At 59.5% G+C, this 22,934-nt stretch carries 18 protein-coding genes; 10 read left to right on the forward strand and 8 right to left on the reverse strand.

Annotated elements, in window-relative coordinates; translation table 11 throughout:
• Positions 1-64 precede the first annotated feature (64 nt).
• Both QRN50_RS06600 and QRN50_RS06605 read left to right on the forward strand, forming a co-directional pair.
• Positions 65-700 carry an RluA family pseudouridine synthase gene (locus tag QRN50_RS06600; protein ID WP_024642759.1) on the forward strand — a complete coding sequence of 212 codons (636 nt, stop codon included), beginning with the start codon at positions 65-67 and terminating at the stop codon, positions 698-700.
• 569 nt (positions 701-1,269) lie between these two features.
• Entirely contained in the window at positions 1,270-2,559 is a 1,290-nt protein-coding gene (locus QRN50_RS06605) for a M18 family aminopeptidase (RefSeq protein WP_011267127.1), read from the forward strand.
• Between the two features lie 251 nt (positions 2,560-2,810).
• Here QRN50_RS06605 and QRN50_RS06610 read toward each other — a convergent pair whose 3' ends face one another.
• Entirely contained in the window at positions 2,811-6,869 is a 4,059-nt protein-coding gene (locus QRN50_RS06610; RefSeq protein WP_103378024.1) for a beta strand repeat-containing protein, read from the reverse strand.
• Positions 6,870-7,328: 459 nt separating this feature from the next.
• Positions 7,329-8,048 (reverse strand): UTRA domain-containing protein, encoded by a 720-nt coding sequence (locus tag QRN50_RS06615; RefSeq protein WP_024639961.1) that lies wholly within the window; start codon positions 8,046-8,048, stop codon positions 7,329-7,331.
• A gap of 354 nt (positions 8,049-8,402) precedes the next feature.
• Between QRN50_RS06615 and QRN50_RS06620 the strand changes: the two genes are divergently transcribed.
• The 6 genes from QRN50_RS06620 (at position 8,403) to QRN50_RS06645 (ending at position 13,701) form a co-directional block, all read left to right on the forward strand.
• Positions 8,403-9,470, forward strand: a complete 1,068-nt coding sequence (locus QRN50_RS06620; RefSeq protein WP_004408569.1) for an ABC transporter substrate-binding protein — start codon at positions 8,403-8,405, stop codon at positions 9,468-9,470.
• A gap of 78 nt (positions 9,471-9,548) precedes the next feature.
• Positions 9,549-10,355, forward strand: a complete 807-nt coding sequence (locus QRN50_RS06625; RefSeq protein WP_096126928.1) for an alkaline phosphatase family protein — start codon at positions 9,549-9,551, stop codon at positions 10,353-10,355.
• Positions 10,352-11,194 (forward strand): ABC transporter permease, encoded by an 843-nt coding sequence (locus QRN50_RS06630; RefSeq protein ID WP_003421288.1) that lies wholly within the window; start codon positions 10,352-10,354, stop codon positions 11,192-11,194. The genes QRN50_RS06625 and QRN50_RS06630 overlap by 4 nt, the downstream gene beginning before the upstream one ends.
• Positions 11,181-11,978, forward strand: a complete 798-nt coding sequence (locus tag QRN50_RS06635; RefSeq protein WP_004408565.1) for an ABC transporter permease — start codon at positions 11,181-11,183, stop codon at positions 11,976-11,978. Before QRN50_RS06630 ends, QRN50_RS06635 begins: the two co-directional genes overlap by 14 nt.
• A gap of 1 nt (position 11,979) precedes the next feature.
• A complete protein-coding gene (locus QRN50_RS06640; protein WP_011267122.1) occupies positions 11,980-12,969 on the forward strand; it encodes an ABC transporter ATP-binding protein in 990 nt (329 codons plus the stop codon).
• Between the two features lie 78 nt (positions 12,970-13,047).
• Positions 13,048-13,701, forward strand: a complete 654-nt coding sequence (locus QRN50_RS06645) for an HAD family hydrolase (protein WP_024643192.1) — start codon at positions 13,048-13,050, stop codon at positions 13,699-13,701.
• A 19-nt stretch (positions 13,702-13,720) separates the two neighbouring features.
• Here the strand turns inward: QRN50_RS06645 and QRN50_RS06650 are convergent, their stop codons facing one another.
• Positions 13,721-14,683, reverse strand: coding sequence for an NAD(P)H-quinone oxidoreductase (locus QRN50_RS06650; protein ID WP_024643193.1), 963 nt, complete (start codon positions 14,681-14,683; stop codon positions 13,721-13,723).
• 138 nt (positions 14,684-14,821) lie between these two features.
• On the opposite strand from QRN50_RS06650, the gene QRN50_RS06655 reads away from it, so the two are divergent.
• Together QRN50_RS06655 and QRN50_RS06660 are read left to right on the forward strand one after the other, a co-directional pair.
• Complete coding sequence (locus QRN50_RS06655; protein ID WP_173427833.1) at positions 14,822-16,903, forward strand: carboxy terminal-processing peptidase; 2,082 nt, start codon at positions 14,822-14,824, stop codon at positions 16,901-16,903.
• A 117-nt stretch (positions 16,904-17,020) separates the two neighbouring features.
• Positions 17,021-18,793, forward strand: a complete 1,773-nt coding sequence (locus tag QRN50_RS06660) for a GGDEF domain-containing protein (RefSeq protein WP_096126930.1) — start codon at positions 17,021-17,023, stop codon at positions 18,791-18,793.
• Between the two features lie 17 nt (positions 18,794-18,810).
• Here QRN50_RS06660 and QRN50_RS06665 read toward each other — a convergent pair whose 3' ends face one another.
• From QRN50_RS06665 to QRN50_RS06685, 5 genes are all read right to left on the reverse strand, one after another.
• Positions 18,811-19,182, reverse strand: a complete 372-nt coding sequence (locus QRN50_RS06665) for a hypothetical protein (protein WP_024639956.1) — start codon at positions 19,180-19,182, stop codon at positions 18,811-18,813.
• Positions 19,179-19,517: a helix-turn-helix domain-containing protein gene (locus QRN50_RS06670; RefSeq protein ID WP_024643196.1), complete on the reverse strand. Its 339-nt coding sequence runs from the start codon at positions 19,515-19,517 to the stop codon at positions 19,179-19,181. The genes QRN50_RS06665 and QRN50_RS06670 overlap by 4 nt, the downstream gene beginning before the upstream one ends.
• Positions 19,518-19,617: 100 nt before the next feature.
• The gene (locus tag QRN50_RS06675; RefSeq protein ID WP_004408555.1) at positions 19,618-20,070 is read right to left on the reverse strand and encodes a YkvA family protein; all 453 of its coding nucleotides are present in this window, start codon (positions 20,068-20,070) and stop codon (positions 19,618-19,620) included.
• Positions 20,071-20,436: 366 nt separating this feature from the next.
• Positions 20,437-21,207: a BamJ family beta-barrel-assembly machinery protein gene (gene bamJ, locus QRN50_RS06680; RefSeq protein ID WP_096126929.1), complete on the reverse strand. Its 771-nt coding sequence runs from the start codon at positions 21,205-21,207 to the stop codon at positions 20,437-20,439.
• 206 nt (positions 21,208-21,413) lie between these two features.
• Positions 21,414-22,823, reverse strand: a complete 1,410-nt coding sequence (locus QRN50_RS06685; RefSeq protein WP_057457603.1) for a DUF4329 domain-containing protein — start codon at positions 22,821-22,823, stop codon at positions 21,414-21,416.
• Positions 22,824-22,934: the final 111 nt, after the last annotated feature.

Below are 22,934 nucleotides of genomic sequence, written 5' to 3' on the forward strand. Positions count from 1 at the left end.
GCGCACTTCTCCGGAAGCTGCGCCCTTGCCGCCGTCGGCGTTTCTAGCGTTTCGAGGCCGTTGCATGCCGTTGTCGAACATCCGCATCATTCATCAGGACGCCGCCGTTCTGGTGATCGATAAGCCTACCCTGCTGCTTTCCGTTCCCGGCCGTGCCGACGACAACAAGGATTGCCTGATTACCCGCCTGCAGGAAAACGGTTACCCCGAAGCGCGTATCGTCCATCGTCTGGACTGGGAAACCTCGGGCATCATTCTGCTGGCCCGCGATGCCGATACGCATCGCGAACTGTCGCGTCAGTTTCATGACCGCGAAACCGAGAAAGCCTACACCGCGCTGTGCTGGGGCCAACCGTCCCTGGACAGCGGCAGCATCGATCTGCCGTTGCGCTACGACCCGCCTACCAAGCCCCGGCATGTGGTGGACCACGAGGGTGGCAAACACGCGCTGACGTTCTGGAAGGTTGTCGAGCGGCATGACACTTATTGTCGCGTCGAGCTCACGCCGATCACTGGCCGCTCGCATCAGTTGCGTGTGCACATGCTGTCGATCGGGCATCCGCTGTTGGGTGATGGGCTGTACGCGCATCCGGAAGCGCTGGCGGCCTATCCACGTCTGTGTCTGCATGCCAGCATGCTGAGCTTCACGCATCCCGGGACTGGCGAGCGACTGACCTTCGAGTGTGCTGCGCCGTTCTGATCTGAGTTGGGCGGTGAGCGACATACTGCGACTCTGGGGTGTCATCGATTGACTATCGTTCCCACGCTCCGCGTGGTAATGCCGTTCGTGACGCTCCGCGTCACACAGCGGTTCTGTGATGTCAGGTGGATTGGGGTTCCGCTCAGGTCACCTTTTCGCCCCTCGGCGACTCACTTTGAGGGACCAAAGTGAGCAAAGTCCCCGCTCCTGTTTCCGGCCCGACTTCGTCGGGTTCCTTCGCCCTGACACTGATCCGGGGGTCGCCGCAACGCGCCATCCATGGCGCGGTGCGGCTAGCCTGGCGTCATGCCAGGCTACCCCCGGATCAGCGCCAGGACTCAGCCGTCACTAACGTCGCACTCTGCGTCGTCAGTGACATCGTGGTTGAGAAGCGCTTTTGCGGCAATGACTGCGGTTTTGATTATCGTGCCGACGCTCCGCGTCGGCATGCAGTTCGTGACGCTCTGCGTCACACAGCGCATCGGCACGAGAGCTGCGCGATGAGCGCAACCGAAGGCAGCAAATCATCCAATACGGTAAACTCGCGCCATTGTTGTCTGGAGCTATTTATGCGCGCAGAGTTGAACAAAGGCCTTATTGATTTCCTGAAGGCTTCTCCTACCCCATTCCACGCCACTGCCACCCTCGTGCAACACTTTGAAGCCGCAGGTTTTCAGCGGCTGGACGAACGTGATACGTGGGCAGTAGAAACCGGAGGTCGTTACTTCGTCACCCGTAACGACTCCTCCATTGTCGCTTTCCGCATGGGCCGTCAGTCGCCACTCAGTGGCGGCATCCGCATGGTCGGTGCGCACACCGACAGCCCGTGCCTGCGGGTCAAGCCGCAACCGGAACTGCAACGCCAGGGTTTTTGGCAACTGGGCGTCGAAGTCTACGGCGGCGCCTTGCTGGCCCCCTGGTTTGATCGGGATCTGTCGCTGGCCGGCCGCGTCACTTTCCGCCGCGACGGCAAGGTCGAAAGCCAACTGATCGACTTCAAGCTGCCGATCGCCGTGATTCCCAATCTGGCCATTCACCTGAACCGCACTGCCAACGAAGGCTGGGCGATCAACGCGCAAAACGAACTGCCGCCCATCCTGGCGCAGGTAGCCGGTGACGAGCGCGCGGACTTCCGTGCGCTGCTGACCGACCAACTGGCCCGCGAACACGGGCTCAATGCCGATGTGGTGCTCGATTACGAGCTGAGCTTCTACGACACCCAGGGCGCCGCTGTGGTCGGCCTCAACGGGGATTTCCTGGCAGGCGCACGCCTGGACAACCTGTTGTCGTGTTTCGCCGGGATGCAGGCACTGCTCAACACCGAGAGCGACGAAACCGCCCTGCTGGTGTGCACCGATCACGAAGAGGTTGGCTCGTCTTCTGCCTGTGGCGCAGACGGCGCGATGCTTGAGCAGATCGTCCAGCGCCTGTTGCCAAGCAGCGAAGACTACGTGCGCACGATTCAGAAGTCGCTGCTGATCTCAGCCGACAACGCCCACGGCATTCATCCCAACTACGCTGACAAGCACGACGCCAATCACGGCCCCAAGCTCAACGCCGGGCCGGTGATCAAGGTCAACAGCAACCAGCGTTACGCCACCAACAGCGAAACCGCCGGTTTCTTCCGCCATCTGTGCATGGCCGAAGAAGTCCCGGTGCAGAGCTTTGTGGTACGCAGCGACATGGGTTGCGGCTCGACCATCGGACCGATCACTGCCAGCCATCTGGGCATCCGCACGGTAGATATCGGCTTGCCAACGTTCGCCATGCACTCGATCCGCGAACTGGCCGGCAGCCATGACCTGGCGCATCTGGTCAAGGTATTGAGCGCGTTCTATGCCAGCCACGAGCTGCCATAACGACTGAGGCGATCATCGGTAACGCGGGAGCGGCCTGCTGCTCTCGCGTGTCAGTATTGACCCCGGTAAACGCCATTGAAAAAAATAAAACCTCTCTAATCACAACGATAAAAAAGCTGCTTTTGCCTGCATGATCCTGAGCCATATCTTACGCAACAAAAGATCATTCGTTTATAAAGGGACTTCATGTCCCGAACTCCATCGACACACCCTGTCGATGATTCAGTAGTGGAGTGCTTGAATATCGCTGGCTACTCTACCTCTATCCAGTCATCTTCCTCGTCGGGTTTATCGACAATATCGTCATCTTCGTTCACGTAATACGGTATATCGGCTTCAACACCGTTCTCACCCGTTTTGGCAACCAGTTGCCTGTACCTCTTCCCGTCCCAGAGCCTGAAAATCAGCGTGGAGTCTTCTCCAGCCGAGAGCGTCGAGCCTTCACTGCCAATAAGTTTGCTCCGCGCGCCGGCCGTCAAGATACTGTTCTTTCCAGCGGTCAATCTGCTTTGATCGCCCGCCATCAGGGTGCAGTCATGCCCGCCGGTGAGTTTGCTTCTATCGCCGGCGGTCAGATAACTGTTATTACCGGCCAGTAGTTTGCTGCGGTCACCCGCGGTCTGATTACTGTCTGCACCGGCAATCAAACGGCTGCGATCACCCGCCAGTTGTACGCTGCCCGCACCGGCAATCAGCGTGCTGCGAAAACCTGCGGTCTGCGAGCTGCCCTTGCCGGCGATCAGCATGCTTTTATTTCCGGCGACCTGAATGCTTTCATGGCCTGCAATCAACGAGCTGCCGTAACTTGCAATCTGGTTACTGCCATAACCCGCAGTCAATGTGCTGCGAATGCCCGATGTAAGGCTACTGCCATAACCGGCGATCAAAACACTGCGAAGTCCGGCGATCAGCGTACTGCCATAGCCTGCCGTCAGAAAACTTCTGATTCCGCTGGTCAGGGAGCTGCCATAACCGGCGATCAACGAGCTGTCCTGCCCGGCCGTCGCAGTGCTGCCATAGCCCGCAGTGAGTGAACTTCCGTACTCTGCGGTCTGAGTACTGCCGTAGCCGGCCGTGAGGGTACTTTTGTAGCCGGCTGTTTGCGTACTGCCGTAACCGGCGATCAGCGAGCTGGCAAAGCCGGCGGTGGAAGTGCTCCCATAGCCTGTGGTGAGCGAGCTGTTTTCCTGTGCGGTTTGCGTGCTGCCGTAACCGGCGGTCAAGGTGCTCTCGTAGCCTGCCGTCTGCGTGCTGCCATAACCTGCAATCAACGAACTCGCATAGCCGGCAGTGGAAGTACTTCCATAACCTGTCACCAGGTCACTGCGCTCCTGTGCGGTTTGCGTACTGCCGTAACCGGCGGTCAACGTGCTCTCGTAGCCTGCCGTCTGCGTACTGCCGTAACCCGCGATCAGCGAGCTGGAATAGCCCGCAGTGGAGGTACTTCCGTAACCAGTGGTGAGCGAGCTGTTTTCCTGCGCGGTCTGCGTACTGCCATAACCGGTCGTCAACGTGCTCCCGTAGCCTGCCGTCTGCGTGCTGCCATAGCCGGCGATCAAGGAACTGGAGTAGCCCGCAGTCGACGTGCTGCCATAGCCGGCGACCAGATCACTGCGCTCCTGTGCCGTCTGGGTACTGCCATAACCGGCGGTCAGTATGCTTTTGAAGCCCGCCGTCTGGGTGCTGCCGTATCCGGCGATCAGCGAACTGTTTGAACCTGCCGTTGACGTGCTGCCATAGCCTGCGACAAGGTCACTGTGTTCTCTGGCCGTCTGAGTACTGCCATAACCGGCGGTCAGCATGCTTTTGTAACTCGCGGTCTGGGTGCTGCCATAACCTGCGATCAGCGAACTGCTTGAGCCTGAGGTTCCTGTACTGCCATAGCCCGCAATCAGGTCGCTACCGTCCCTGGCAGTCTGAGTACTCCCATAGCCCGCGGTCAGGATACTTTTGTGGCCCGCTGTCTGTGTACTCCCGTAACCGGCGATGATGAAGCTTTCATGACCCGCAGTGCCGGTACTTCCATAACCGGTGGTCAGGTTACTGGCAGCCCCCGCCGTTTGCGTACTGCCATAGCCGGATGTAAGTACGCTGCCCTGCTGTGCGGTCTGGGTACTGCCATAACCTGCCGTGAGCGAGCTTTCACTGCCCGAGGTTTGCGTGCTGCCGTAACCGGCGATCAGCGAACTGTCAGCGCCAGCTGTTCCCGTACTGCCATACCCGGCTGTCAGCGTGCTGCCTTCACGGGCCGTCTGGGTACTGCCGTAACCCGCGGTGAGCGAACTTTCACTGCCTGAGGTCTGCGTGCTGCCGTATCCGGCGATCAACGAGCTGTCGGCACCTGCCGTACCAGTGCTGCCATAACCCGCAGTCAGGTTGCTGCCTTCCTGGGCCGTCTGCGTACTGCCGTAACCTGCTGTCAGCGCACTGTCACTTCCCGAGGTCTGCGTGCTGCCGTATCCGGCGATCAGCGAACTGTCGGCACCTGCCGTGCCAGTGCTGCCGTACCCCGCCGTCAGATTGCTGCCTTCCTGGGCCGTCTGCGTACTGCCGTAACCTGCTGTCAGCGCACTGTCACTTCCCGAGGTCTGCGTGCTGCCGTATCCCGCGATCAGAGAGCTGTCGACACCTGCTGTACCCGTGCTGCCGTACCCCGCCGTCAGATTGCTGCCCTCCTGGGCCGTCTGCGTACTGCCGTAACCCGCCGTGAGCGAACTGTCGCTGCCCGAGGTTTGCGTGCTGCCGTAACCGGCGATCAGCGAGCTGTCGGAACCTGCCGTGCCGGTGCTGCCATACCCAGCAGTGAGATTGCTGCCTTCCTGAGCCGTTTGCGTGCTGCCGTAGCCGGCGGTCAGGGCGCTGTCACTGCCCGAGGTTTGCGTGCTGCCATAACCGGCGATCAGCGAGCTGTCGGCACCTGCGGTACCAGTGCTGCCGTACCCGGAGGTCAGGTTGCTGCCTTCCTGAGCCGTCTGCGTACTGCCGTAGCCCGCGGTCAGCGAACTGTCGCCGCCCGAAGTCTGGGTACTGCCGTAACCGGCGATCAACGAGCTATCCGAGCCCGCCGTGCCGGTGCTGCCGTACCCAGCGGTAAGGTTGCTGCCTTCCTGAGCCGTTTGCGTGCTGCCGTAACCCGCCGTGAGCGAGCTGTCTTCTCCGGAAGTCTGAGTACTGCCGTAACCGGCGATCAACGAACTATCCGAGCCCGCCGTGCCGGTGCTGCCGTACCCGGCCGTCAGATTACTGCCTTCCTGGGCCGTCTGCGTGCTGCCGTAACCCGCCGTCAGCGAGCTGTCACCTCCAGAGGTCTGTGTACTGCCATAACCGGCGATCAGCGAGCTATCGGAGCCCGCCGTGCCGGTGCTGCCGTACCCGGCCGTCAGGTTGCTGCCTTCCTGAGCCGTTTGCGTGCTGCCGTAACCCGCTGTGAGCGAGCTGTCTTCTCCGGAAGTCTGAGTACTGCCGTAACCGGCGATCAACGAACTATCCGAGCCAGCTGTTCCGGTACTGCCATACCCTGCCGTCAGGTTGCTGCCTTCGCGGGCGGTCTGGGTGCTGCCGTAACCCGCCGTCAGCGCGCTGTCCCCTCCGGCAGTCTGGGTGCTTCCATAGCCTGCGACCAGCGAGCTGTCGGAACCGGCGGTTCCTGTACTTCCATAACCGGCAATCAGATCACTGTGGTTGCCAGCGGTCTCGTTACTGCCATAACCGGCAATGAGCCGACTGTGGTTGTCGCCACTCAACGTGCTGCCGTAAGTGGCGGTCTGCAAATTCTGCGGCGTCGTTACCGGCAGGGTATTTACTGAGGGGGCCGCTGCGATGACCAACGCCACATCGAACACTTCATGACTGGCCTGTTCGGCCACCGGTAACGTGACACTTGCCGCCACAGGTAATGTGACATGTGCTGCCGCAGGCGTGGGCGTGGGCGGGGGCGTGGCCGTGGTCATTGACGTGGGCGGGGGCGTTGATGCAGGGTCGGCCTGACGCGCCGAAATGAAGTGTGACGCGCTGATCCTGTCGCCGACATGAACCACCTCAGCGCGCGGAAACTTGACCATTCCCGGCTCATCCAGACTGATGATGTCTGCAACGGCGACTTCACAGACAATCCATCGCGCATCGGCATGCACGCTTAGAAAAGCGCTGGTTCCAGCGCCCCACAGTAAACCCACCAGACCATTCTCGTGACGCCTGGTTGACTGCCAGTATTTGGATTCAACCGTCCCGGAAGCGGGCCATATAAGGCCGCAATGATCGGCCATGTTATTTGCACAGGTACGCAGCACCAACGCCTTGTCGAGATTCATTACAGCATCCTCATAGATCCTTTAAATAAAAGCAGCTGCACTTATCAAGCATTGCTTTACAGGACAACCGCCATGTCAGCCTTAATCCAATGTGGAACGATGGTGCACAAAACAGCCACTAACAGCGCACATCCTTCCGCACTAAAAAACCTACCACACCCCACTAAAAAACATTAATTAATACTAACTTTTTTGTAAATTCTTCATGAAAGATTAGAATAATTACTCTGAAAATCCTGATGACAAAAACCAACTAATCTACGCCCACGCCCCAAGAGACAACAGCGTTATCTTCATTGATTTTTTTTGTTAGTTAAACGCATGCGTTATACAGCGCCTATTAAACAGGCCCTGCACCTCGCAAGTTTCCGATCACTGAAATGAGCATTTACTTATAGAAAACAGGCAACTAACGACGGTGCAGACCGTGCCTGGCAAGCAGGTTTTAAATACAGGCGTTCAGTCGCCATGCACCTCAGCGCGCACATGAATAGCATCATGACGCCAGTATTCGAGATCGCAATCGATCAACCGGTCTTTGCGGTCGTAATTGACTCGTGCAATGCGCAGGCCCGGACTACCCAGTGAAACCTTCAGTGCTGCGGATGCTTCGCTGTGCAAAGACGTGGGAACCATGTCGAAGCGCACCCGGCCGCAGTGAATGTCGTAGCAGCGGGCGTAGAGTGCGGTCAGCGATTCGTTCAGATCGTGTTCGAGAATGCCGGGGAACAACTCCGGCCTCAGGTAGTGCTCGACATACAGCACCAGGCGCTGATCGATTCGCCGCGCGCGACAGATCTGGATCACGCTCGACAGCGCCGGCAGTTCCAGCATTTCACAGATCATCGCTGAAGCAGGTTGCAGGCGTGCAGAAAGAAGCTGGGTGTGAGGCACCCTTCCCTGGGCACAGACCATTGCGTGGAAATGGCTGCGCCTGATCAGGTCATAGGCCAGCCGCGGCGGCGAGATGAACCAGCCACGCCGCTCTTCGCGGTAAATCAGCCCCTGCGACTCGAGTTGCAAAAGCGCTTCCCGCAAGGTGATGCGTGTGGTGGCGAATACCTCACTGAGCTTGCGCTCTGCAGGCAACTTGCTGCCATGCGGCAACAAGCCGTGTTCGATCTGCTCCTGCAGCGCATGGCAAATCGTGGTTACCGCCCGTGGTACATCTTCGCGCATTCCGGTATCCGTCTGGACTAGACCAGCCCTGTTACGAGGCATACATCAGTGCGGTCAACGCCGTTGACTCCCTTGCGGTGAGCCTAGGCCGGGTACATGACTGTCCTGTTACAGGACAAATCACGTTGCATGCCAACTGTGCTGAAAACAGCCCCGAACCCCCTGCTCAGCGCGCACGTTGCGATGGTCTACGCTTAGCGCCAGGCACTGCCAGGGCCCTTGAAAAACGCTTTTGTCTACGCGACACGACACGAAAATGTCATGCAAAAAGCCTAACTTGGCTCAGGTATTGCTGATCTAGACCAAACAATCCGCAACGAACACTTCTTGCAAGAAGTGCACTAGGAGCTCCGAATGAAACATCTTTTGTTGGCATCACTCCTCGGTTCAGCCATGGCAATGAGTTCGCTGGTCATGGCTGCGGACACGGATCTTAAAACGCTGGAGGCTGCGGCCAAGGCTGAAGGCGCAGTCAACAGCCTCGGCATGCCGGATGACTGGGCAAACTGGGGCGGCATCTGGAAAGACCTGGAAGCCAAATACGGCCTCAAGCACATGGACACCGACATGAGTTCGGCCCAGGAGATCGCCAAGTTCGAAGCGGAGAAAGACAACGCCAGCGGTGACATTGGCGACGTAGGCGCAGCATTCGGCCCTATCGCCGCAGCAAAAGGCGTCACCCAGCCTTACAAGCCAACCACCTGGGAGCAGATCCCGACCTGGGCCAAGGACACAGACGGCCATTGGGCGCTGGCCTATACGGGCACCATTGCCTTCATCGTCAACAAAAACCTGCTGCACGGCTCTGAAATCCCGAAAAGCTGGGCTGACCTGAAAACCGGCAAATACAAGGTTTCCATCGGCGATGTGAGCACTGCGGCTCAGGCTGCCAACGGTGTACTGGCAGCGGCCATCGCCATGAAAGGTGACGAAAGCAACATCGCGCCGGGCCTGGCACTGTTCACCGATCTGGCCAAACAGAAGCGTCTGTCGCTGGCCAACCCGACCATTCAGACCATCGAGAAAGGCGAAATCGAAGTCGGTGTGGTCTGGGACTTCAATGGCCTGAGCTACAAAGCCAAGATGACCAAACCCGATGATTACGTCGTGCTGATCCCGTCGGACGGCTCGGTGATTTCCGGCTACACCACCATCATCAACAAGTATGCCAAACACCCGAACGCCGCCAAGCTGGCGCGTGAGTACACCTTCAGCGACGCGGGTCAGATCAGGCTGGCAGAAGGCAATGCGCGCCCGATTCGCGTAGAGCACATCAAACTGCCTGAAGATGTTCAAGCCAAGTTGCTGCCGCAAGACCAGTACAAAAACGCCAAGCCGATCAAGAACGCAGACGCCTGGGAGAAAACCTCCAAAGCGCTGCCGCAGATGTGGAACGAGCAGGTCATCATCGAGATGAACTGATCCTCTCCTGCGGCTCAGGGATGAAGTCGTGTACACCGGGCGAGCCAGTCTCGCCCGTTCTTTCAAAGCGAGTTGCCCATGAAACACAACGTCATCCTGATCGTGCTGGACGGCCTCAATTACGAAGTCGCACGCCATGCGATGGGGCACCTGCAAGCCTGGCATGATGCAGGGAGGGCCGCGCTCTACAAGATCGAATGCGAACTGCCCGCCCTCTCCCGCCCCCTTTACGAGTGCATACTGACCGGTGTCGCGCCCATCGACAGCGGCATCGTGCATAACAACGTCTCACGCCTGTCGAATCAGCGCAGCATCTTTCACTATGCTCGCGACGCCGGACTGAGCACGGCAGCGGCGGCCTATCACTGGGTCAGCGAGCTGTACAACCGCACGCCGTTCGACCCGGCACGCGACCGCCACACCGAGGCAGCGGACCTGCCGATCCAGCACGGGCTGTTCTACTGGGCCGACCACTACCCTGATTCGCACCTGTTCGCCGACGCCGAAAGTCTGCGCCTCAGCCACGCCCCGAACTTTCTGCTGATCCACCCCATGAACATCGACGACGCCGGGCACAAGCACGGCCTCGACACTGCGCAGTACCGCAACAGCGCCCGCAGCGCCGACATCATTCTGGCTGACTATCTGCAACGCTGGCTGGATGCGGGGTATCAGGTGCTGGTAACCGCCGACCACGGCATGAACAACGACCGCTCGCACAACGGGCTGTTGCCGGAAGAGCGTGAAGTACCGCTGTTCGTTATCGGCGATGCCTTCAGCCTGAATGTCGACGCAGCGCCGCGCCAGACCGATCTGTGCGGCACCGTCTGCGAACTGCTGGGCGTGCCCCACGACAAAGCGGTCTGCCGGGAGATCCTCAATTGACGACCTTTTCGCGAGGCAAGTGGCTGGGGCTGTTGTGCCTGCTGCCCTTCGCCGTATTTTTCATCGTGTTTCAGATCGCACCGCTGTTGTGGGTCGCGATCCACAGCCTGCAAAGCGATGCCGGCTGGGGCTGGGAAAACTTCACCCGGGCGTTCAGCTCGAAGTTCTATCGGCAGGCCATTCAGTACAGCCTGGAGATCAGCTTCTGGTCGAGCCTGTTCGGCATCATCATCTCCGTTCTGGGTGCCTATTCACTGCGCAAGGTGGATTCGCGGCTGCGCGATTTCGTCAACTCGTTCGCCAACATGACCAGCAATTTCGCCGGCGTTCCACTGGCGTTCGCGTTCATCATCCTGCTGGGGTTCAACGGCGCGCTGACCCTGATCCTCAAGCAGACCGGGATCATCGATGACTTCAACCTGTATTCCAAGACCGGACTGATCATCCTTTATACCTACTTCCAGATCCCCCTCGGCGTGCTGCTGCTCTACCCCGCATTCGATGCAGTGCGCGAAGACTGGAACGAGTCGGCAGCGCTGCTGGGGGCCAGCAGCTATCAGTTCTGGCGCTACATCGGCCTGCCGGTGCTGACCCCGGCACTGCTCGGCACCTTCGTCATTCTGCTGGCCAATGCGCTCGGCGCGTATGCCACGGTCTACGCGCTGACCACCGGCAATTTCAACGTATTGCCCATCCGTATCGCGGCGATGGTCGCGGGCGATATCACGCTGGACCCGAACATGGCCAGCGCGCTGGCGATGATTCTGGTCGGTCTCATGACCCTGGTCACGGTGGTCCATCAGTGGCTGTTGAGAAGGAGCTACCATGTCACGCGTTGAACGAGGGCCTGCGAGCATTTATCACAAGACGGTGGTCTGCCTGCTGTTCCTGATCCTGTTGCTGCCGCTGGCCGGCACCTTCCTGTACTCGATCGCGACCAGCTGGTCGGCGACCATTCTGCCCAGCGGCCTGACCTTCAAATGGTACGTGGCGCTGTGGAGCGACCCACGCTTTCTGACGGCGTTCGGCCAGTCACTGCTGGTCTGCGTCGGCGCACTGATCCTTTCGGTGGTGTTGATTCTGCCCCTGCTGTTCGTCGTGCATTACTACTTTCCGCGCCTCGACGGGCTGATGAACATCCTCATCCTGCTGCCGTTTGCCGTGCCGCCCGTAGTTTCCTCGGTCGGCCTGCTGCAGCTGTATGGCTCAGGCCCCATGGCGATGGTCGGCACACCGTGGATTCTGATCGGCTGTTACTTCACCGTCGCCCTGCCCTTCATGTACCGCGCCATTACCAACAACCTGCAGGCCATCAACCTGACAGACCTGATGGACGCCGCCCGGTTGCTCGGTGCCAGCACCTGGCAGGCGGCGTTCATGGTGGTGCTGCCCAACCTGCGCAAGGGCCTGATGATTGCCCTGCTGCTGTCGTTCTCGTTCCTGTTCGGCGAATTCGTATTCGCCAACCTGCTGGTCGGCACGCGCTATGAAACCCTGCAGGTGTACCTCAACAACATGCGCAACAGCAGCGGTCACTTCAACAGCGCGCTGGTGATTTCCTATTTCCTCTTCGTGCTGGTGCTGACCTGGGCCGCCAATCGACTGAACAAGGACAAAGACTGAGATGAGTTTTGTCAGCATTGAAAACCTGCAGAAAAGCTACGCCAGCACGTCAGTGTTCAGCGACATCAACTGCAGCATTGCGAAGGGTGAATTCGTTACCTTGCTGGGCCCGTCGGGCTGCGGCAAATCCACGTTATTGCGCTGCATCGCCGGGCTGACCCCGGTCAACAGCGGGCGCATTCTGCTCGATGGCAGCGATCTGGTGCCGCTCACCCCGCAAAAGCGCAACATCGGCATGGTGTTCCAGAGTTACGCGCTGTTTCCCAACATGACCGTCGAGCAAAACGTCGCCTTCGGGCTGCGCATTCAGAAAGTCAGTGCTGACGAGAGTACACGGCGCGTCGCCGAGATTCTGCGCATGGTCGAGCTGCACGATTTTGCCACGCGTTACCCGCATCAGTTGTCCGGCGGGCAATGCCAGCGCGTGGCGCTGGCGCGTTCGCTGGTCACTCGCCCGCGTCTGCTGTTGCTCGATGAGCCGCTGTCGGCGCTGGATGCGCGGATTCGCAAGAACCTGCGCGAACAGATCCGTGCCATTCAGCGCGAGCTGGGCCTGACCACCATTTTCGTGACCCACGACCAGGAAGAAGCACTGACCATGTCAGACCGTATCTTCCTGATGAACCAGGGCCGGATCGTGCAGAGCGGCGATGCCGAAACCCTCTACACCGCGCCTGTGGACGTATTCGCCGCAGGCTTCATCGGCAACTACAACCTGCTGGAAGCCGACGACGCCACGCGCCTGATGCAGCGCCCGATCAACAGCCGTGTGGCGATCCGCCCTGAATCGATCCAATTGAGCCTGACCGGCGAACTGGAAGGCGAAATACGCAGTCACAGTCTGCTCGGCAACGTCATCCGTTACCGGGTACAGGCCCGTGGCGTGAAGCTGGTGGTCGACGTACTGAACCGCAGCGCCGACGACCTGCACCCGGACGGAAGGCGTGTAACACTGAACATCGAACCGTCGGCGCTGTGCGCGCTTGACTGACGCAACCGCCGAGCTTTCGCTTGAAGCTTGAAGCTTGAAGCTTGAAGCTAACGTAACCAACACTGAGGATAAGCACACATGCCCCTGGCAATTTTCGACCTGGACGAGACCCTGATCGGTGGTGACTGCGCCACGCTCTGGAGCGAGCAGATGGGTCGCCTGGGCTGGGTTGACTCGACGTCGTTCATGCAACGCAACGACGAACTGATGGCCGCCTACAGCGAGGGCAAGCTCGCGATGGAAGACTACATGGCCTTCAGCCTGGAGCCCATGGCTGGCCGTACCCCCGAAGAAATCGAGCATCTGGTCGGCCCGTGGGTCGAGGACGTCATCGAACCGATCATCTACAGCGACGCCTGCACGTGCATTGCAAAGCACCGCGCCAAGGGTGACCGGATTCTGGTGATCTCGGCTTCGGGCGTGCACCTGGTCAAGCCGATCGCCGAACGCCTTGGCATCGACGAAGTGCTGGGTATCGAGCTGGACGTGCAGCATGGCGTCTACAGCGGGGCCACTGTCGGCGTGCTGACCTATCGGGAAGGCAAGATCACGCGCCTGATGGAGTGGCTGGATGCCGAGGGGGAAAATCTCGAGGGTGCGAGTTTCTATTCTGATTCGCGCAATGACCTGCCGCTGCTGCTCAAGGTTGACCACCCTAACGTGGTCAACCCCGATGCCGTGTTACTGGAACACGCGCAGAAAGCAGGCTGGCCGGTGCACGACTGGAGCTGAGTCCAGAGGCGCCGCCGGGTCAGACCAGGCTTTCGTCGATCACCAGCACGATCTTGCCGGACACCGTATTGGTCGCCAGCTCTTCGAACGCCGCTTCGGCATCCTTGATCGCAAAGGATTTCGCCAGTTGCGGCTTGAGGCGGCCTTCAGTGAACAGCGGCCAGACGTGCTGTCCCAGGTCACTGAGCAGGTCGGCCTTGAACGTGTCGTCGCGGCTGCGCAAGGTCGAGCCCATCAACCGGATACGCTTGCCCAGCACATGAGCCAGATCCACTTTCGCCTCGCGGCCGCTCATGACGCCGATCAGCACCCAGCGGCCGTCAAGGGCCAGCAGTTTTACATTGAGCTCGGCATAGCTCGCCCCCACCGGGTCGAGGATGACGTTGAACGGTGCAAAATCGTTCAGGCCTTCAAGACTTTCGCTGCGCACCACGCCGCCCTGAGCACCCAGTTCGACGCAATAGGCCAGCCGTTCGGCCGAGCCGACGCTGACCCAGACCGGGTTACCAAACGCCTTGCAAAGCTGAATCCCGGCTGAACCAACCCCACTTGCTCCAGCGTGCAACAAAACCTTCTCGCCTGGCTTGAGCCCGGCGAGCTCGAACAGGTTCAGCCACGCCGTGGCATAGACCTCGGGAATGGCTGCCGCCTCATGCAGCGACAGCCCTTCCGGCACCGGCAGCACGTGTCGCCCATCGACCACCACTTCTTCGGCCATCGCCCCGCCCGCCAACAGCGCGCAGACGCGGTCTCCAACCACCCAGGACGAACCCGGACCGACTTCGGCGATCACGCCGGAGCACTCCAGACCCAGCGTCTGAGTGACTCCGGGCGGCGGCGGATACTTGCCCTCGCGCTGTAACAGATCGGCACGATTCAAACCTGCCGCAGCCACTTTGATACGTACCTGCCCCACATCGAGGGCCGGACTCGGCTCCTCGACCCATTCCACATGTCCTTCAACGCCTTGCAATGCTTTCACGGTGCCTCCATAGTGAGTCCAGACTGAGCCCGTGGCTGTTTTGCCCGGGCTTTTGCATTATGCGGCCGGGTCCAAAGGAACCGGCGACCTCAAAGACGGCCTAATATGCGTTATCAATTGTCCTCGCGTCGAATCAGCATGAAGCAACTATTCCCCAGCACTGCCCTCGCACTGTTTGTCGGCCTTAGCGTTTTGCCGATGTCAGCCAGTACCTTTGCCGCCAACAGCTGGGATAATCTTCAGCCGGACCGCGACGAAGTGATTGCCAGTCTCAACGTGGTTGAGCTGCTCAAACGACATCACTACAGCAAGCCGCCCCTGGACGACAAGCGTTCAGCGATTATTTACCAGAGCTACATCAAGCAACTGGACCCCTCGCGCAGCTATTTCATGGCCAGCGACATTGCCGAGTTCGACAAATGGCAGTTCCAGTTCGACGACTTCCTGAAGAGTGGCGACCTGAACGCCGGCTTCATCATCTACAAGCGCTATCTGGACCGCGTCAACGCGCGTCTGAACTTCGCGCTGGGCGAGTTGGGCAAGGGTGTCGACAAGCTCGACTTCAATACCAAGGAAACCCTGCTGGTCGACCGCAAGGACGCCGCATGGCCCAAGGATACCGCCGAGCTCGACGAACTGTGGCGCAAGCGCATCAAGGATGAAGTCCTGCGGTTGAAGATTGCAGGCAAGGACCCGGCAAAGATTCAGGAAACCCTGACCAAGCGCTACAAGAATCAGCAGGCGCGTCTGAATCAGACTCGCGCCGAAGATATCTTCCAGGCCTACATCAACACGTTCGCCATGTCCTACGATCCGCACACCAACTACCTGTCACCTGACAGCGCGGAGAACTTCGACATCAATATGAGCCTGTCGCTGGAAGGCATCGGCGCCGTGTTGCAGAGCGATAATGACAACGTGAAGATCGTGCGTCTGGTGCCGGCAGGTCCGGCGGCCAAGACCAAGCAGGTTGCCCCGGCCGACAAGATCGTGGCCGTCGCTCAGGGCGACAAGGAAATGGTCGACGTGATCGGCTGGCGTCTGGATGAAGTGGTCAAGCTGATCCGCGGTCCGAAAGGCTCGGTGGTACGCCTGGAGATCATCCCGGCCAGCAATGCGCCGAACGACCAGACCACCAAGATCGTCGCCATCACCCGTGAAGCGGTGAAACTTGAAGAGCAGGCGGCCAAGAAGTCGATCCTGCACCTCAAGCAGGATGGCAAGGACTACAAGCTCGGGGTCATCGACATTCCGGCCTTCTATCTGGACTTCAAGGCCTACCGTGCCGGCGATCCGGAATACAAGAGCACCACCCGTGACGTGAAGAAACTGCTCACCGAATTGCAGGCCGAGAAGGTCGACGGTGTGGTACTGGATCTGCGCAACAATGGTGGCGGTTCATTGCAGGAAGCCACCGAGCTGACCAGCCTGTTCATCGACAAAGGCCCGACCGTGCTGGTGCGCAATGCCGACGGCAAGGTCGACGTGCTGGAAGACGAAGCCAAGGGCGCGTTCTACAAAGGCCCGATGGCACTGCTGGTTAACCGTCTGTCTGCGTCGGCGTCGGAGATTTTCGCCGGGGCGATGCAGGATTATCACCGCGCGCTGGTGATCGGTGGTCAGACCTTCGGTAAAGGCACCGTGCAGACCATTCAGCCGCTCAATCACGGCGAACTGAAACTGACCCTGGCCAAGTTCTACCGGGTTTCCGGTCAGAGCACCCAGCATCAGGGCGTGGTACCGGACATCACTTACCCGTCGCTGATCGACACCAAGGAAATCGGCGAGAGCGCGCTGCCCGAGGCCATGCCGTGGGACAGCATCAAACCGGCGATCAAGCCGGCGATCGACCCGTTCAGGCCGTTCCTGGCCCAACTGCAGGCGCGTCATGAGGCACGTTCGGCAAAAGACGCCGAGTTCGTGTTCATCGAGGATCGCCTGGCGCTGGCCAAGAAGCTGATGAACGAGAAGACCGTCAGCCTCAATGAAGCCGACCGTCGTGCCGAGCATGCGTCTATCGAAAGCAAGCAACTTGCGCTGGAAAACACCCGCCGCAAGGCCAAGGGTGAAGAGCCGCTCAAAGAGCTGAAGAAGGAAGACGAAGACGCGCTGCCGGTGGAAGACGAGAAAACCAAACCCGAGGACGATGCCTATCTGGCAGAGACCGGGCGCATTCTCATCGACTACCTGGGTCTGAGTGCCGCTGTCGCGAAGAAGTAACGCAGGTTCATTGATGGCCATTTAGCTTCAACGTCATCAAACAGTCATGAAGCTGTCGTGAAATACGGGGCTGAACGCGAAAGCGCTCAGCCCTTTTTCATTCTCTTCGAGACGACCATGACCATAACAGAGCAGCTGAGCGCACTGAGTTCCATTCTGGCTCGTGGTGATTTGCACAGTTTGTTCCAACCCATCGTCTCGCTGTCGGAGCACCGGATCCTGGGCTATGAAGCCTTGACCCGCGGCCCGTCCAACAGCGCCCTGCACTCGCCTCTGAACCTGTTCGCCATCGCCCGCCAGGCCGGTCGTCTGAGCGAGCTGGAGTTGAGTTGTCGGGACAGCGCCTGCCGACGTTTCAGTCAGCAGAAGTTGCCGGGCAAGCTGTTTCTCAACGTCTCCCCCGAATCGCTGCTCGAAACCTCGCATCCACCGGGGCGGACTCTGGAGATGCTGCGTCGCTACCACATCGCGCCCAAGGACGTGGTCATCGAGTTGACCGAGCAGATGCCCACCGACGATTTCGACCTGCTGTACAAAGCGTTGCACCACTACCGCGACATGGGCTTTTCCATCGCGCTGGACGATCTTGGCGCCGGTTATTCGAGCTTGCGACTCTGGTCGGAGCTGCGCCCGGACTACGTGAAAATCGATCGGCACTTCATCGACGGCATTCACCAGGATGCGGTGAAGCGCGAATTCGTCGGCTCCATGCTGCAGATGGCCAAGGCCTCCAGAGCGACGGTGATTGCCGAAGGCATCGAATTGCCCGAAGAGCTGGCAACGCTGAAAGACATGGGCGTGAACCTGGTTCAAGGCTATCTGCTGGCCCGACCTCAGGAGCGCCCGCCGCGCGACACCCGCGCCATGCTGCCCAGGACAGAAACCGCAGTGGCGCCGCTCAACGAAGAAGCGGCCGACCTGTCTGCCCTGCTCAATCCGCAGCCATCGGTCAGCCAGTCGACACCCACGGCTGAAGTGCTGGAAGCGTTTCGCAGGCAGGCCAACCTCAATTCTCTGGCGGTGCTGGATGACGACGCCCGACCGTGCGGCATCGTCCACCGGCATTCGTTGTCCGAGGCCCTGCTCAAGCCCTTCGGCACCGAGCTGTTTGCCCGCAAACCGATCAGCCGTCTGATGAGCAGTGACTTTCTCGCCGTGGAAGTCAGCCAGTCGCTGCAACAGGTCAGCCGGCTGTTGACCAGCCGTGCCCGGCAGCGCATCGAGGAGGATTTCATCATCACCTCGAACGGTTCCTATCTGGGCCTCGGACGAGTGATCGACGTGCTCAAGCTGATTACCGAAATGAAGATCCAGCAGGCACGTTACGCCAACCCGCTGACCCTGCTGCCCGGCAACGTTCCGATTCAGCAATGCCTGACTCGACTGCTGCAGCAAGGCCGTGCGTCGATGATCTGCTACGTGGACATCGACAGCTTCAAGCCCTTCAACGACATCTACGGTTATGCGCGTGGCGACGAGGTGCTGCTGTGTCTGGCGCAATGCCTGAACGACCGCATCGATCCAGCCAGGGACTTTGTCGGGCACATCGGCGGGGATGATTTTCTGATGGTGCTGGGCTTTGATGACTGGGAACGACGCCTGAAAACCCTGCTGGATGATTTTCAGAATCAATGCCGGCGTTTCTACCGCGCAGAACACCTGGAAGCCGGTTGTTTCATCGCCCTCAACCGTCAGGGCCAACGCCAGGAATTCCCCCTGTTGTCACTGTCGATTGGCGTGGTGCACTTGCATGAAGCAAGCTGCACGCTGGTCGATGCCAGCCAATTGGCCGACCTCGCTTCACAGGCCAAGCACTTCGCCAAGGATGTCGCCGGCGCCAGCATTCACGTCATCGATTCGACGCGACTGGATTTGTTGATGCAGGCGTGAGCGCCGGCGCCATACCCCTACTGCGCTTGCACTTGCGGATAACTGTATTCAAACACCCGAACCACTTCCGAGGCGTGCCATGACGCTGCCGCGACGCCGTCCGAAGGTCCGGAGAAACGGCCAAGGCGTTCGGCGCACTCGAAAAAACCGGGACGCGGCAGGCGGCTGGCGCCCTGGCTGATGACCAGCGAACTGCGCAAGGGCTGTTCAGCGCGGGCATCCATGGCGGCGAGGTGCTCAAGGGCGGCCGTAAGGGTCTGCATGGCCGGGCTGGGCAGTTGCAGGCGTTCCACCAGAGCGCGATAGGTCAGCAGGTGCCGTTGGCGACGGGCCAGATCGAGCTCATTGAGCAGTCCATCCCAATGCTGACGACTGATGCGCACGCTCACGACTCACCTCGCCAGCCCGGCACTCCAAGCTCCCACGCCAGGCTGCGTTTGATGGCGCCGTCCGGCTGCCGAGTACCGTTCTCGATCAGTTCCAGATAGGACGGGCTGATCCCGACGGTACGCGCCAGACTCGTCGCTTCAAGGCCTTTGGCCTCGCGCAGTGCACGCAATTCATCGAACCCGGGAAGCTCACTGGCGGTGGTGCCGCCAGTCGAGGCAGCCGGCTCGGAAGGCTTGCCGGCCAGGCCGGCGGCCTTGAGCAGTGCTTGATACTGCGCCCAGGGCAGCACGGCGTATTCCGGCTCCCCGTCACGGGATATCACTTGAAGATCCATAGAGTCACCTTGTACTACACGACCGCATACTGATCAGGCTTGATCCATAGGCAGGCATCTTAACAGCGGAACGCCAGGGCTTGTGTTCAATCCGTGATACTTACACCTTACCCCGCTCTTGCTCCAGCAGGGCCTGAGTCTTCGGCAGTTGCTCGACCACGATGAGTTTCTCGGGCGATTGCTGCGCGCGCCATTCACGAAAAGCGTCCAGCTCATTGCTCAGGTGCTTGGTAACCCACGCCAGCACGGCGATGTCATCGAGCATGCCGAGGCCGGGTATCCAGTCGGGGATCGCGTCCAGCGGGCTGAGGAAGTACATCAGACCGGCGACAATGGACAGGATCGCTTTGGGGCTGATGGCGCGGTATTCGCCCCGCCAGTAAGCCAGGCACAAGGCCTGCAGCAAACGCAGGTCTTCCTTGAGTTTGCCCAGACGATTACCTTCACTGTTGCCCTTGCGCGCGACAGCGAACAACAGTCCTGGCAACCGTCCAGCGGCCAGCAAACGCCGGGCTCCGGGCAGATAACGGATAAAATTCCACGGTGCTTTCATACCCACTCCCGTTCAGCAAAATGTCGTTCGATAAAAGCAGATTCGCCGAACCTGCCCGGCCAGTGCCACAAGGTTATCCACAATAATTGTGGATAACCTTGTGAACAGCGGCTTCTTTCCAGCCTCAACCCCCCGTTTTCGGGGGGCCGTAGTCAAATCGGGCGTTTTTTACTCACAAAAAAACTACAAACGTGTGAACCCGACACCCTCTACTAAACGAGTACCTTGATCTTGCCGGACTGTCGGACAATGCCTTTGCATACATCCATGATAGTGGGACTGCCCGAATGACCAAGCGTTCGGGAAATAAGCCGGACACAAAAACGCCCTGTCGAGACAGGGCGTTTTCTGTAGCCAGGTGGTGCGTTACTTCTTGGCCGGAGCCGAAGCGGCAGGAGCTGCCTCTTCTTCGTCGGCATCAGCATCAGGAGTCGGTGCCGCTGCAGGGTCCTTGATACCCAGCAGTTCAAGATCGAACACCAGTACCGAGTTGGCCGGGATCGCCGGGCTCGGGCTCTGTGCGCCGTAAGCCAGATCACTCGGGATGAAGAGTTTGATCTTCTCGCCGACGTGCATCAGTTGCAGACCTTCGACCCAACCCGGAATCACACCGCCAACCGGCAGGTCGATCGGGCTGCCGCGCTCAACGGAACTGTCGAAGACCTTGCCGTCGATCAGCTTGCCTTCGTAGTGAACAGTCACAACATCGGTAGGCTTGGGCTGAGCGCCATCGGCTTTCTTGATGATCTGATACTGCAGGCCGGAAGCGGTGGTGACCACGCCGTCCTTCTTACCGTTCTCTTCGAGGAATTTCTTGCCAGCGGCAGAAGCCTCTTCGCTCATCTTCGCCAGACGCTCTTCGGAACGCTTTTGCAGCGCGGAGAAGGCTTCAACCAGCTCTTCGTCCTTGAGTTTCTGATCTTTCTTGCCAACAGCATCTTCGATACCCAGGGCTACAGCCTTGGAATCCAGATCATCCATACCTTCCTGAGCCAGGCTTTTGCCCATGTTCAGACCGATGCCATAAGACGCTTTTTGTGCTGGGGTTTTCAGCTCTACGGTGCTGGCTTGCTTGTCACAACCTGCGAGTACCAGACCGACCAGGGCAATCGCCGCTGCCAACCGATGCTGTTTCATGCTAATTCCTTGTTCATGCGCCAAAAGGGCAAACGAGTAAAGCCGCGAGCTTATCAGGCCGCCGCGATCAATGGCTACCGGCATGAGAGGGAGAAAACGCCGATAAGTTCAGGTATCCAAAGGTTTTCCCGGTTCTGTACTGCATTGTTCAGTTGCAGTTCAGTTTGTGATTCGCGAAGGCAAGGCGCTGGCTCGCTGCACAGGGCTCAGGCCACGGGACTGATCACACCGGCATCAGGCCAGCGCTCACTGGTCTGCAGCACGCGCAGAAGCCCGGCCCGCGCCACTTGAAGGGCGAAATCCTGCACGCTGAGGTTACCGGCAGCGAGTTGCGCTTGAACGGACTCGGCCCCGGAGTACACTCGCGATACGCTTTGCAACAGTTGAAACTCCTCGGCGGACTGGCTTGGGGTGTAACAGAGCAGCGCGCCGTCGGCTGCCGAGAAATAAACCGCCGACATCTCGAAACCATAGCGAATCGGCAAGCCTTTACGGCGTTGTGCCGGTTTGTGCCGGTAACTGAACATCCGATGCAGGTCATCCGGCTCGAAGAAATCGTTGATGACGTCACGTCCGCCCTCGACGGCCAGATTGGCTGAGCAGAAATACATGCCGTCCACACGGTAGCCGTCAGGTAATGCAGGCCGGTAATAGGCATCGGGATGAAATGCCGAACACGGTGCATACACCGGCATGCCGTCATCGAGAATCGGCTCGGCAATCCGATAGGCTCGCGCGACCGGATTGAACAGAAGAAAACCGATGATCTGCGAATGAATACGACTGCCGATACGGCCATGTGCGTAACGTGCAGCCTCATCGGCACTGTTGAACGGCGCGCTGAGACTCAGAGGTCGGGGTGGCCATTGCGCTTCGCAGCTTGCAGGCGATTTGGCGGGAGGTGTACGAGCGGCAGCATCGTCCGGGTAAGGCTGCCAGTCGGCCGGCACTTTGCCTGCCTGCCCCCACAGGCGGCTGGGCACTATCACGTGCAGATCCCCGGCACCGGCCAGCAGGCGGACCACATCACTGGGCATCATGCTCAGGTTCTGCAGCGCCTTGTGGATCTGGCTGAGTTCACACAGGTGCGGCATGCTGCGCGGGCCGGAGACGCGCGCAAACAATGTGTCTTCGGCGGCAGAGCGCGACAGCGTGTACTTGATCAGGGAGCCGTCAGGCCCGGATAGATACGTCGCCGCACACACCTCCTGATCATCGATCACCGCATAAATGTCGCCGACTGAAAAACTGTTCGGGTAAGTGACCTTTTCACTCTCCGGCCACTCGTCCAGCCCGGCCTGCAGTGACGGATGAGAATGGTAGACCGCATAGTCGTCATGCCCTTGCGGGTAGAGCACGTAACCTTCCTGGTCATTGCGCGGGAAGACTTCATTGGGATCGAAGCTGAACTCGCTGCCGTTCATGGGTTCGGTCGCGATGTATTTACCATCCTTGCGAACCAGAATGAAACCACCGTATTCGCGATCACGCCGATTGCCGATCCGCTCGTGGGCATAACGCGCCGCATCATCAGGATGATCGAACGGCGCGCTGAGCGCCGGCATGCCGGGGTGGTGATCGATGGATCGTTTGTAGCGCCTTTTTCTGGGGTGCATGCGGGGCTCCTTGGAAGCCTGACTGATTGAGTCATGAGCGTAAGGAAACCCGAGACGGCAAGTGACATAGATGAATATGACGTTACGTACGCCTGCCGGCGCCGAACAACA

Source organism: Pseudomonas sp. MEJ108, assembly GCF_030208985.1.
GTDB classification, from domain to species: domain Bacteria; phylum Pseudomonadota; class Gammaproteobacteria; order Pseudomonadales; family Pseudomonadaceae; genus Aquipseudomonas; species Aquipseudomonas fragariae.